Genomic DNA, 11,797 nt, shown 5'->3' on the forward strand with positions numbered 1-11,797 from the left:
TGTTTTTTGCACAAAATTGAGGCTGCTGCACGTTGGTTTCGTGCAACAGCCCCCTCATCATGCTTTCTGAAGCATGATGAGATGCGGCGACGCCGCATTGCGCCGGAGGCGCACCGGTCCAGCCGGAGGGTGGCGCATGGAAATCTCAAAGAGATTTCTGTAAATGCGCATTCCTTTTTCTGTTATCGGCCATTCCTTTTTCTGTTATCGGCCATTCCTTTTTCTGTTATCGGCCATTCCTTTTTCTGTTATCGGCATAATATCATATTACCTCTTTTAAGGCAATATCTATCCTAAAGCAACTTTATTTTTTTCTTGTATTTAAAACTATAGACAATAATTGAATACTAAACGAAATATCTATAATTAACCGTTTATCTGTTTACATAAAACCTTATATATGATAAAATTCACAAAAAGGAGGTGATAGAACGTATGGAACAACAGGAAAGATTTTATCCAAAAGGCAAAGCGACGGATGTATTTGATCGCGATGCCGCAAAACGCTTCCAGACGGATTTATACAATCTTGCATTGGATAAAGACGTTGCCAAAAAGAGAAATCTTCTCTATATGGCACTGCTTGCCCTATGTGTTGTTGCTATGGTTTTTGTCGTGACAACAGCGAACTTTAAGACCTATGTCGTTCGTGTGGATAACGCAACGGGACAGGTGGAAGCTGGAGGCGAGCTGAAAGCGACGAATTACAATCCGCAGGAAGCAGAGGTGCGTGCGTTTCTCGTACAGTTCATTCGAGATACAAGGACGGTATCGCTTGATCCGGTGCAGTATAAGACGAACTGGGCACACGCACAACATTTTTTGACGCAGGAAGCGGCGAACAAATTAAACGCCATATTGCAGACGGATAATCCTGCGTCGAAGTTTGGCAGAGCAACAATACAGCCGACAATCCGATCCATTCAGGCGCAGCCGGGATCACCGTCAACGTATCAGGTACGCTGGGTAGAAGATGAATTTGCACTGAGCGGGAATGCCACAGGTGTGAAAACAAGCTATACAGCACTGCTTTCGGTTGTGCTTGATCCGCCAAAGAAAGAGGAAGAGCTGCTTATCAATTCGCTCGGACTCAAGATTAAGGATTTGACAATCACGAAAGAGATGGAAGAAAGGAAATAAGGGGGTGACATTGTGAAACTGAGGCGTAAGGTAAAAAATGCCTTTTTGATCGTGGGTGCAGCCTCTTTCGCAGCCATGCCCCTAACGGCATCTGCCTCCATACATACGACTGCTGAGGCATGGCATACGGAATCACGCTTAGAGTATATATATAACTACGATGGCGTGTATGAGGTTTTTGCACGCAAGGGATATGTCGTAGACATTACGCTCAAAGCGGGAGAAGAGATCAGGGGCGTTATCGCGGGAGATACCGCACGCTGGATGATTGAAACGGCGGTGATCGGAAGCACGCCGCACGTTTTCATCAAGCCTATTGTGGACGGCGTGACAACAAATTTTGTCATCTACACACAAAGCCGCGCGTATCATCTTTTATTGTCGGAGCGAGAGGACTATACGCCGATTATATGCTGGAACTACCCTGAAAACGTATACCCCTCCGTAGAGGTGACACCGGAGCAGGAAGTATTCAACGAAATATTCACGGAGCAAGTTGATGGACGAAGCGTCTATAAGGCTCTGCATCGTGATTATGAGTTTAAGGGCAGCAAGCGTGCGGATGAAGGTCTGTTTCCTCTCGAAGTTTTCGATGATGGAACACGGACGTACATCAAATTGGGCAAGGGCAACAAGTATGATCTGCCTGTCCTGTATCGGGTAGAAGATAAGAACAAGGGGAAGCTGACCCTTGTGAATTATCGTGTCCGTCATGGGTATATCATTGCGGATCGTGTATTTGATCACGCGCGGCTCAAATATTCAGATCGCGAATACGTTGATATATTGCCAAAAAAAGACGATCCGGCAAAAGAGGATAAGGCGGTGAAACACAAGTGATGGGGTTCGATGTTCAGAAGATCAAGCAGAAGCTCTTTCATAGAGACTCCGATTCCAATGAAGAGGATTTTATGGAAGAAGATGGGTACTCCTCCGGCGACGTTTCGTATGATGATACAGACCCGACAGAACGCGCCAAAACCGTGAAGAAAAAGCTCATCATGGTGGGCGTAGGAGCAGTGGCTATTTTTGCCGCTGCATCTGTAGCGAGCAACGCACTGTTTAGCGGCAGCAGCGAAGGTGAAAGAAACGCACAGCAGCAAACGGGTCCAACGGGAGCCGTGACCGCAGGAACTCCTGCCGATGCCTTCCCCGCCAAGTATTCCGAGATTGCACAAATACAAGGAAAACAGCAGACGAACGGACACAATCATGCAGCAGGAAGCGATATGAGGAATCCGCAGCTTGATACTACACCGCAGTCGACTCCTGTGCGCGTGGAAACCGTGCCAGCAGGGGCAACACCTTCTGCACCGGTTATGCAGACGATTGACCCCGATGCGGCAAGTCGTACACAGGCAGCTGAAAAAGCTGCGCAGCAGGCGGCAAAAGAACGCGCCCTTATCGATGGCAGCGCACTTGCTTTCCAGATTGCAAAAGCAATCGCAGACGGCACGCCGATTGCCGCTATCCAGCCAATCGGAAATGCAGCCGTCAACAGTACCAATACCGTACAAAATATCAGCTATACCCCCCCTTCTCCTCCTGTGCAGAATGGAGGCGGCGGCTATGTATTGAATGCTGGTTCTGTCATTCAGGCGACGCTGCTTACAGGTGTCACAAGCAATGTACCGAACGGGGATGTTGTGGCGCAAGTGCGGCAGGATATTTATGACAGTCTGACGGGTCGATATTTGCTGATTCCACAGGGCAGCCGCCTGATTGGAAAAACGGCACTTGCAGGGGGCAAACGCATAGGCGTTGTTTTTCAGCGAATTATTCTGCCCAATGGCCGTCACTCACTCTACCGGATCAACAGGCAATCGATGGCGTAGGCTATCCCGGGTTGGTGGATAAATATGACGATCATCGCGGCTCAATTTATCGTGCGGGATTCATCACGGCACTGCTTGGAGCGGGGATGCAGAGTCTGACGGGCAATACATCCGGCATGGATACCCGCAGCCCCGGAGAAGAAGCGGTATCAGGTGCAGTCGCGTTGATTCTTCGCACCGGGCAGCAGCTGATTGCCAAAGATGTAGATGCACAGCCCACGATTGAGATTACGCCCGGCTATCAGTTCAGCGTGTTTATCAATCAAGACCTTTCGATCGGCGCATACGAGTACAGCAATGAATAACTTTGTGCGCGTCTATATCTTCCTGATGACGCTGCTGGTCGGCGCGTGGATGGCAACGCAGAAAATCGCTGAACTGCTTGCATATAATCCTCGTCTCGGCACGCCGTTTCTCTTGCAGGGAAAACAGTACTATATGCCGTGGGATTATGTGAGGTGGTATTTTCAGTTCCACGACGAGATACCGCTTGCATTCAAGGAAACCAACATCTATATCCTTGGAGCATTTGTCATTGCTCTTGTCCTCCTTGCGCTCACACTGCCAAAGAAGCAGGACGACTCCCACGGCAGTGCCCGTTGGGGCGCATACGAAGATCTTGTGAAGATGGAGCTAATCAGCGCGGGCGGCGTTGTCGTCGGACAGCGTGATAATTCGTTCATCCGTGCTGTGACGGGGCTTATGCGCACGTTAGATACGTTGCAAAAGGAAAAGGTCGCCTATGCAGAAATGAGGTTTGAACGGCGTCAAGATAAAAAGAAGGACGCCCTGATGAATCAGATTACGCATATTTCACAGCGACTTGTAGATGAAGATGTGTCAAGTGAAGGTCAGAAGAAACTGATGCAGCAGCGTTCCGTGTTGGAAGAAGAATTGCAGCGCATACAGAGCTATGACCCGAAGTCTGATCTATTCACGGTTTATCCGTTCGTAGCCCTCTACAAGCGGATCGTGAAATTTCATGCCAAAATTGCACATTTCTACCTGCGCGACAACTCCAACAAACATCTTGCCGTCATTGCCCCCACACGCAGCGGCAAAGGCGTCGGGCTCATTATCCCTACGCTTCTTGGTGGTTGGAAGTCCTCGGTCATCGTCAATGACATCAAATCCGAAAACTGGGGTGTTACTGCGGGTTTTCGTAAGCGCATGGGGCATACTGTCATCAAATTTGAACCAACGGCGACGGATGGGAGTACAGCACGCTGGAATCCACTTGACGAGATTCCGATCGGCACGCCGGAAGAAGTGTCGGCTGCGCAGAATCTTGCCTACACGCTGGCAGACTATGAAGGAAAGGGGAAACTCGATCATTGGGGAAGCAATGCGGCCGTTGTCATAACGACCGTCATCCTGCATCTCAAATATGCGCACTTTGCTGATCCTGAGCATTATCCGCACCCGCCGACACTCTATGATGTTGCATCCTTCATGAAGTCCAATACTGTAGGGATGGTCGATGATGAAGGGAATCCTGTCTATGAATGGGTTGATGTGGACGGCAATGCCTATCGAAGGTGCTGAGAAAATGCAGAAACTCGAGATCAAGGGATTCGTGGAATCCCTTGAGGACATGATGAATTTCGAGCATGTCCCCGACGATGGCATTGAAATTTGTGAGTGGGATCATGAGCAAGGCGGTTACGTCAGTCGCAGATATACGCCAGAGGATATGCGAAACATGTACCCGCTGGCTACCACGCTGGACGATTCCCCCAATATGCACCCGATTATCTGTCAAAACTTCCGCGAGATTGCCGCAAAGCCGGACAATGAATGCGGCAGCATCGTTTCCACCGCGAATACCGCCCTCAAGGAGTACCTTGATCCGACGCTTGCACGCAATACGTCCGTCAGCGACTTCTGTGTCGATGACCTGATGAATTACAAGCGTCCTGTATCGCTTTATCTGGTGACACCGCCGTCCGATCTGCTGCGCCTTGCACTGATATTCCGGCTCTTCTTTGAAATGATGGTCAAACATCATGCAAAGAAAATCGGTACATACGAGGGCGGCAAAGCGAAGACAATTTACAAGCATAAGTGCCTGTTCCTGATGGATGAATTTTCGTCCCTGGGAAATCTGAAGTCCTTTGCCTCTACCCTCTCCTATATTGCCGGATACGGCATGAAGGTGTTCCTCATCAATCAGGGATTGCCGCAGATCAATGATATATACGGCAAGGACAATCAGATTTTGATGAACTGTCACTTGCAGATTTTTTACGCCCCGAATGACAACGACACCGCAAAATATGCGGAATCACTTCTTGGCAATAAGACAATCACAGTGGAAAGTGTCTCGGACAGCGGTTTTCTCTCGAAGAAGAGTTATTCAAAGTCGCAGACTGGTCGGGCACTTATGACTGCCGATGAGATCAAACGACTTGGCGATCAGGAGATTATCGTCGCAAGCGGCAGTCCGCCGATCCTGACGGACAAGGTAAAGTATTACGAGAGCGGCTATTTTCTTTCGCGGCTTTACGATGCTCCCGCCGCAAGCGATATTATCCGCAGTCACCCATATCCTGAACGCGATGCGCTGCTTGCACAAGGAAAGAAAAGCGGTGCAAAAAAGAAATACCCGGCGTTCCGCCCGCAATGGATTGAAAATGGCGTCACCGATGCCGACACGGTAACAAGAAAGGAGTAAATATGGCGTCATTAAAGCAGATGGAGAAACGCTGGAAAAGCCTGCGCAGAAAGCAGGAGGCGCTTCAGCAGGAAATGAAGAAGACGAAGCGCAACATGGAGATGCAGCGGACCAATGACATTGGCCGGATTATCCGCAGAACGGGTTTTCCGGTGCATAACATGGCGATCTTGGTCGGTGCGCTTGTCCACGCCAAAGAGCGTATTGATGCGGGCGATCGTCAGGCGATGGATCAATACATCAGCTGCTATACGCGCTTTCAAGCGGATCATCCCGATGTGGGCTTAGACGATTTCATGGAAGAAGCTGCGGTGCAGCAGGAGGAAACGACGGAAGCCGAGAGCGACGAGGGCGGTGAGGAGAGCAATGGCGAGTGAAAACCCGAACTTTGATGTAGTGCTTGGTGTGGATACTGTAAAGTTAATGCAGCGCGACGACATAACAGAGCTTTACATCAATGATGATGGGAAAATATGGTACAACTCTCACATTGAGGGGAAGGTGAAAACAGAAATATATCTGACGCCCGGAAAAGCACAGGCGATTATCGAACTGCCAGCGGGACAGGCAGGGAAAGTCGTCAATGAAGATATTCCGTCCATATCGGTGGAGATTCAAGGATATGGTGCTCGTTTTCAGGGTGAGATCCCCCCCATCGTGCGGCATCCACAGTTCAACATCCGAAAAAAGGCCGTGAAAATCTTTACATTTCAAGAATATGTGGAGACCGGCTTTATGTCTGAGAAGTATAAGAACTTTTTGGAAGACAGCATTCAAGCGCGTAAAAACATCCTCGTCGCCGGAGGAACGGGAACAGGAAAGACAACCTTCTTGAATGCAATCCTTGCGGCGATTGCTGCCATATCGCCGTATCATCGGCTCATCTCATTGGAAGACCTGCCGGAGCTGCAATGTCCCGCCGAGGACTACAGCCCGATGTTTACGAAACAGGACACCGGCGACAGCAAAATTCGCTACAACATGACTCGCCTTCTCGCAGACTGTATGCGCCGCTCGCCGGATCGTATCATCGTTGGAGAGGTGCGCGACGGTGCTGCCTATACCATGCTCAAAGCGTGGAATACCGGTCATCCCGGCGGTGCATGTACCGTTCATGCCGACGGCGCAGAAGAAGGGCTTACCCGTATCAAATCACTTGCGCAGGAAGACAGCGCAGCCGGTGATGTGAAGGAACTCATCGGGGAGGCAATCGATGTTGTTGTTGCGATCCAGCACGTTGAACTGCCGGACGGACGGAAGAGCCGCATCGTCAGCGACATCATCGAAGTAAAATCCTATGATCCGGTGCGCCAGCAGTATAACATCCGTCATGTATAAAGGAGTCCATTATGGACACCTAAAAGGAGACCGCTATGGAATTCTATGATATGGTCGATGGCTATTATCAAGACATCGAGGATGGGATTACACAGGCAGAGCCGCGTGAAAATGAATCGGATTGTGGCTTTGAAGAAGTTCGACAGGCGGCAGATGCTCTTCTAAGTGAAATGCGGGCATTTCGTTCGGAGGAAGGTCTTGACGATCTTTCACCGGAGGCATGGGCAGAATATAAGTCAATGCACAACGCCATTCAAGACAGCCTGTACCGAATTGGCAGCAGCCGTCGCACAAAGCAATCGGAAGGTGTGATTCGGGGCGAATCTGCCCATGCAGCGGCATCTCTTCGGAATGCCGGCAGATTTTTTCGACGTGAGCGGGCGCGGCTTGCTAAACAGGCGGACGTGCAGCATCCTCTTCCCGTAAAACAGCGGCAGGAGCGTCAAAAATGGCAGCTGAGAAAAGCCGTTAAACGCAGAATTGCCCGCAAGGCAAAAATCAATCGAAGAGGCAATGATAAAGGTCGTTTTCAATAAGGTGCGTATGCGCTTTAAGAAAATATAGGGGATGTATCCATTATGGACACCTTGAAGGAGGCACTGAAATGGAAGATCATGCAGATTCCGGATGGGAAGAGGAATTGGATGAAAACTTAATCCGTGCATTGGATGAAGCCTACTATCAAGACCTGCAATCCTGCATGAAGGATGTGGAACCGGCACCCAATGAACCGGATTATGGTTTTGAAAAAGTGCAGCAAGAGGCAACCGTTTTACAGGCAGAAATGAGTAAGTTCCGCGCAGAAGAGCGCATAAACGGTGCATCGCCGCAGACGTGGGAGGGCTATGACCCCAAACACGCAGCAATAAAAGAGAACCTTCAGGAAGTTGGTAAGGCTCGTCGCAACAAGCAGCCGGAGGAGATTATACGCGAGGCATCTGTGCGGGCTTCTGAATCCTTCCGAAATGCCAGTGACTATTTCCGCAAAGAGCGGGAACAGCTTGTTCAGAGGGAACAAAAGTATCAACAAGAGATTGCTGCATTGAAGAAACAGCTTCAAGAAATGCGCTCTATGTCTCCTGGACAAAACAACAGAGAGATGGAAGCGTGCTTCTTGAGCGGCATGAGATTCTTCCGTGCACTGGAACAGGAGCGTGCCGCAGCCAGAAAAGAATCCCCCGCGCGTGAGGCAAAACTCTTTGCACATACGCGCGAGGTAGTCAGCGGCGTATATCAGGACATCAAAGCCGCGCCCGGGCAAATTCGCGCCGCAATCAAGGAAAAAGCGGATCGGGCGGTGGATGCTGCGGTGCAGCGTGTTGCAGGTGTCTTCGACAAGGCAATTATCCATTTGGATCAGCGCAGACAGGAAGTGCTTGCATACTCTCCGATCGAAAAGAAGAGTCGGAAAGCCGTCAAGCGCAGGATTGCTTACAATCCAAAGAAGAAGGAAAAAATCAATGAAAAAGGTCGTTTTCGATAAGGTGCGTATGCGCTTTAAGAAAATATAGGGATGTGTCCATTATGGACACCTGTTTCAGTTCAAGGGAGGAACTATCAATGAAAAGCATTATGAAAAACATGGGCAAAACCATTGCGGCAAAAGCCTTCAGTGCGGGCGTGGGCTGGTATTTGATGAGTAGCAAGGCGTTTGCATCTGGTGTTTCCGCGCTGAAGCAAGGGGGCGCGGGCACTATTGACATTCAATGGCCGTGGATGAAATTTTTCAACTCGCTCGCGGATAACCTTACGGGGCCGCTGCCTATGGTGCTTGGCGTCATGGGGATTGTCGGTGCTGCTATCGCGCTCTTTTCAGGACACAGCGGCGGCGGGACGCAGAAATTCATCCTGCTCATCTTCGCTATTTCGATCTGCTTGTTTGCCGTAAACTTCGTCAATGCAATTTCGGATTCGGCGGGCGGTCTTACGATTATGGGGCTGTGAGATGGAAAAAAATCTGCCGGAAGGCTACGAGATTCCCATTCATCGATCTCTGGTTGCACCGCTCTATTGGATGGGGATTCCACGCAATCTATTCATCGGTGAAATTGTATTCGCTGTCCTCGGTGGGTTGATCTTCAAGACGTTTACCGTCATTATAATCGCCGCTATTGCGCATTACATCTTTCGTTTTCTTGGACAGCAGGACGCACAATTCCATGAAGTTTTTTGGCATTCGCGCCAGCATAAGAACTTCTATTATCGGTAGAAGGAGGGGGAATTTTGTTCGGTTTTGGAAAGAGGAAAAAGGCGTTCTCGCAGGAAGTCGGGGCTTTTGCCGAAAAACCCCGGCTGCAATACCTGCTGCCGTGGGCATTCGTGGACTCTGAAACAGGTATTGTGCATGGAAAAGACCATTCCATGCTTGCCGTCTATGAGTTTCGGGGGCCGGATATGGAGAGTGCCACGGCTCTTGATCTCGTTCACTACAACGCCGCCCTGAACAACGTCATCAAGACGCTTCCGACCGGCTATGTTCTGTATTTTGAAGCACAGCGCAGACTCTCCACAGAGTATGATGCCTCGGAGGTTGATATTCCGATCATCCAAAAGATGGAAAATGATCGCCGTGCATATTATGCGGAGCAGACGCATTTCGAGACGCGCTATTACTTTACCGTCTATCTTGAACCGCCGCAGCTGATTAAGTCCAGGCTTACGGATGCGTTCATCGCCGATGCGAAGAGCGAAGGGAAAAGCGCGGACATGCGTCTCTACGTCGAAGTCGTTGAGAAGTTTATTGCCAACGTCAATCTCATCGGCGATATGCTGAAATCGTGGTTTCCCGATCTGCGGCCGCTCTCGGCAGAAGAGGTTGTCACCTTTCTGCATACGACCATATCAGACAAGAATCATCGTGTCCGCGTGAATCCGCAGTATTACATCACGGATTATATCTGTGATGCGGATGTTCTGGGCGGCCGAGAAATGAAGCTGGGCGACAATCACATGAGAGTTGTCACGATCCTTGATTTCCCGCCGATGTCCGAACCAGGTGTATTTGATGTGTTTGACGGCATGGATCTGGAATATCGCTGGGTATCACGCTTCATCTGCCTGTCCAAAATGGACGCACAAAAAGAACTGAAGGACTATCGGCAGCGGTGGAATCAGCAAATCAAGTCGTTCTGGACGCAGGTGCGTGAAGCACTTACAAAAGAACATCTGGAAGACGATCTTGACGAGACGGCAGCATTCAACCGCGATGATGCGGGCGTTGCCTTGCAGGAGCTTGGGCAGGATTATGTAAGCTACGGATATTACACAATGACGATGGTCGTCTTTGACAAGGACGCACAACGGTGCAATGAGAAGGCGAACCGTATTCTTGAGGCGATCAACTCCCTCGGATATACGGGCTACATCGAAACAGACAACAGCATGGAAGCATGGTGGGGGTCGATTCCCGGGTGCTATCGGGCGAATATTCGCCGTCCGATTATCAGCAGCCTAAATTTTTGTCACCTCGCCCCGGTCACGGCGACGTGGCCGGGTGACAAACGGAACGACTATCTCAAGGGGCCGGTATTACTCTACACTGATACATCAGGCTATACGCCGTTTCGGCTTTCCCTGCATGTCGGGGAAGTTGGTCATACAATGGTTGTGGGGCCGTCTGGATCGGGAAAATCCGTCTTCCTCAATACTATTGAAGCGCATTTTCTCAAATATCCGAACAGCAACGTCTTCATCTTTGACAAGGCGGCATCCAGCCGCGCACTTACCCTTGCTGTCGGAGGAAATTTTTACAACATTGCCAGTGAAGACGAGGGAGAGTTGTCTTTTCAGCCGCTCGCAGATATTCACTATGACCATGAAGCGAAATGGGCAAAAGAGTGGATCATCGCCTATCTTGAACAGCGCAATGTCAAAATCACGCCGGCAAAGGATAATTTTGTCTGGAAGGCATTGCTGTCCCTGCAAGAGTTTCCGGTCGAACGGCGCACCTTGTCCAGTTTCTGCGAACTTGTGCAGGATCAGGAGATTCGGCAAACCTTGGAAGCTCTCACGATGAAGGGAAGTCACGGAAAACTCTTTGACAACAGCAAAGATGTATCCGGGACGGGGTTTTGGCAGGTATACGAAATGGAAACTCTTATGGCGACGCCCTCCATCGTCCCCGCAACACTGGAATACCTGTTTCATCGGATCGAATCTAAGATTCGCAGTGCAAAAGGGCCTTCCATTATCGTTCTGGATGAGTGCTGGCTTTTCTTTGATAACCCAATCTTCAAAGAAAAACTGCGCGAATACTTTAAGGATATGCGTAAGAAGAATACGAGCATTATCTTCGCAACGCAGAATCTGTCCGACCTTGCGAATAAGCCGGAACTCCTGCATACCGTTATGGAGAATTGCCCGAACCGCGTGTATCTGCCGAACAAACAGGCAAGCACGAAACAGAGCAAGGAACTCTATACGATGTTTAACTGCAACGACCGTCAGGTGGAAATCATTGCCAATATGACGCCGAAGCAGGATTACTACTATTCGAGCGAAAAGGGCAATCGGATTTTTCGGCTTGCCCTACGTCCGATTGAAATTCCGTTCGTCACGGCTACATCGAAGAACGACCAGCAAGCAATCGATCAGATTCTTGCAGCCATGAGCAAGGATTCTTTCATCGAAGATTGGTTGACTTACAAAAACGCCGAAGATGAGTTGATCGATTACAAGGAAAATTATGCACGGTGCTCATAATGAACACCAAGACAAGGGTGTCCATTATGGACACCTTTGACATAGGAAGGAGCGAAAGGTTGAAAGTACAGCCGGTAAATAAAGGCACACGAAAACAGGTCACAGAGTG

The 11,797-nt window shown here is 49.6% G+C and carries 14 protein-coding genes; all 14 read left to right on the plus strand.

The features are described from left to right. Nucleotides 1-297, plus strand: a 297-nt coding sequence (locus tag ACO6BQ_RS10065; protein WP_489120742.1) for a hypothetical protein, incomplete at its 5' end; no start/stop codon positions are given. A 138-nt stretch (nucleotides 298-435) separates the two neighbouring features. Further along, nucleotides 436-1,140, plus strand: coding sequence for a VirB8/TrbF family protein (locus ACO6BQ_RS10070; protein WP_489120743.1), 705 nt, complete (start codon nucleotides 436-438; stop codon nucleotides 1,138-1,140). Between the two features lie 12 nt (nucleotides 1,141-1,152). Beyond that, nucleotides 1,153-1,980 carry a TrbG/VirB9 family P-type conjugative transfer protein gene (locus ACO6BQ_RS10075; protein WP_489120744.1) on the plus strand — a complete coding sequence of 276 codons (828 nt, stop codon included), beginning with the start codon at nucleotides 1,153-1,155 and terminating at the stop codon, nucleotides 1,978-1,980. Continuing rightward, nucleotides 1,980-2,975 carry a TrbI/VirB10 family protein gene (locus ACO6BQ_RS10080; protein WP_489120755.1) on the plus strand — a complete coding sequence of 332 codons (996 nt, stop codon included), beginning with the start codon at nucleotides 1,980-1,982 and terminating at the stop codon, nucleotides 2,973-2,975. The genes ACO6BQ_RS10075 and ACO6BQ_RS10080 overlap by 1 nt, the downstream gene beginning before the upstream one ends. 14 nt (nucleotides 2,976-2,989) lie before the next feature. Beyond that, nucleotides 2,990-3,280 (plus strand): TrbI/VirB10 family protein, encoded by a 291-nt coding sequence (locus ACO6BQ_RS10085; RefSeq protein WP_489120756.1) that lies wholly within the window; start codon nucleotides 2,990-2,992, stop codon nucleotides 3,278-3,280. Continuing rightward, nucleotides 3,273-4,520, plus strand: a complete 1,248-nt coding sequence (locus ACO6BQ_RS10090; RefSeq protein WP_489120745.1) for a type IV secretory system conjugative DNA transfer family protein — start codon at nucleotides 3,273-3,275, stop codon at nucleotides 4,518-4,520. The genes ACO6BQ_RS10085 and ACO6BQ_RS10090 overlap by 8 nt, the downstream gene beginning before the upstream one ends. Further along, a complete protein-coding gene (locus tag ACO6BQ_RS10095; RefSeq protein WP_489120746.1) occupies nucleotides 4,477-5,649 on the plus strand; it encodes a type IV secretory system conjugative DNA transfer family protein in 1,173 nt (390 codons plus the stop codon). The genes ACO6BQ_RS10090 and ACO6BQ_RS10095 overlap by 44 nt, the downstream gene beginning before the upstream one ends. A 2-nt stretch (nucleotides 5,650-5,651) precedes the next feature. Next, nucleotides 5,652-6,026: a hypothetical protein gene (locus ACO6BQ_RS10100; protein ID WP_489120747.1), complete on the plus strand. Its 375-nt coding sequence runs from the start codon at nucleotides 5,652-5,654 to the stop codon at nucleotides 6,024-6,026. Beyond that, nucleotides 6,016-6,987, plus strand: coding sequence for an ATPase, T2SS/T4P/T4SS family (locus tag ACO6BQ_RS10105; RefSeq protein ID WP_489120748.1), 972 nt, complete (start codon nucleotides 6,016-6,018; stop codon nucleotides 6,985-6,987). The genes ACO6BQ_RS10100 and ACO6BQ_RS10105 overlap by 11 nt, the downstream gene beginning before the upstream one ends. 35 nt (nucleotides 6,988-7,022) lie before the next feature. Continuing rightward, entirely contained in the window at nucleotides 7,023-7,523 is a 501-nt protein-coding gene (locus tag ACO6BQ_RS10110; protein ID WP_489120749.1) for a hypothetical protein, read from the plus strand. 68 nt (nucleotides 7,524-7,591) lie between these two features. Continuing rightward, nucleotides 7,592-8,470 carry a hypothetical protein gene (locus ACO6BQ_RS10115; RefSeq protein WP_489120751.1) on the plus strand — a complete coding sequence of 293 codons (879 nt, stop codon included), beginning with the start codon at nucleotides 7,592-7,594 and terminating at the stop codon, nucleotides 8,468-8,470. 77 nt (nucleotides 8,471-8,547) lie between these two features. Then, on the plus strand, nucleotides 8,548-8,931 hold the full coding sequence (locus ACO6BQ_RS10120; protein ID WP_489120752.1) for a TrbC/VirB2 family protein: 384 nt from the start codon (nucleotides 8,548-8,550) through the stop codon (nucleotides 8,929-8,931). A gap of 1 nt (nucleotide 8,932) precedes the next feature. Then, a complete protein-coding gene (locus tag ACO6BQ_RS10125; protein WP_066845918.1) occupies nucleotides 8,933-9,196 on the plus strand; it encodes a VirB3 family type IV secretion system protein in 264 nt (87 codons plus the stop codon). A gap of 14 nt (nucleotides 9,197-9,210) precedes the next feature. Then, on the plus strand, nucleotides 9,211-11,688 hold the full coding sequence (locus ACO6BQ_RS10130; RefSeq protein WP_489120753.1) for a VirB4 family type IV secretion/conjugal transfer ATPase: 2,478 nt from the start codon (nucleotides 9,211-9,213) through the stop codon (nucleotides 11,686-11,688). Nucleotides 11,689-11,797 lie beyond the last annotated feature (109 nt).

The sequence above is a fragment of the Centipeda sp. (in: firmicutes) genome (assembly GCF_057271695.1).

Coding starts and splice junctions, on each gene's coding strand:
- ACO6BQ_RS10095 (WP_489120746.1), top strand. CDS start 4,477: ATGAATGGGTTGATGTGGACGGCAATGCCTATCGAAGGTGCTGAGAAA.
- ACO6BQ_RS10110 (WP_489120749.1), top strand. CDS start 7,023: ATGGAATTCTATGATATGGTCGATGGCTATTATCAAGACATCGAGGAT.
- ACO6BQ_RS10125 (WP_066845918.1), top strand. CDS start 8,933: ATGGAAAAAAATCTGCCGGAAGGCTACGAGATTCCCATTCATCGATCT.
- ACO6BQ_RS10090 (WP_489120745.1), top strand. CDS start 3,273: ATGAATAACTTTGTGCGCGTCTATATCTTCCTGATGACGCTGCTGGTC.
- ACO6BQ_RS10115 (WP_489120751.1), top strand. CDS start 7,592: ATGGAAGATCATGCAGATTCCGGATGGGAAGAGGAATTGGATGAAAAC.
- ACO6BQ_RS10070 (WP_489120743.1), top strand. CDS start 436: ATGGAACAACAGGAAAGATTTTATCCAAAAGGCAAAGCGACGGATGTA.
- ACO6BQ_RS10100 (WP_489120747.1), top strand. CDS start 5,652: ATGGCGTCATTAAAGCAGATGGAGAAACGCTGGAAAAGCCTGCGCAGA.
- ACO6BQ_RS10105 (WP_489120748.1), top strand. CDS start 6,016: ATGGCGAGTGAAAACCCGAACTTTGATGTAGTGCTTGGTGTGGATACT.
- ACO6BQ_RS10120 (WP_489120752.1), top strand. CDS start 8,548: ATGAAAAGCATTATGAAAAACATGGGCAAAACCATTGCGGCAAAAGCC.
- ACO6BQ_RS10080 (WP_489120755.1), top strand. CDS start 1,980: ATGGGGTTCGATGTTCAGAAGATCAAGCAGAAGCTCTTTCATAGAGAC.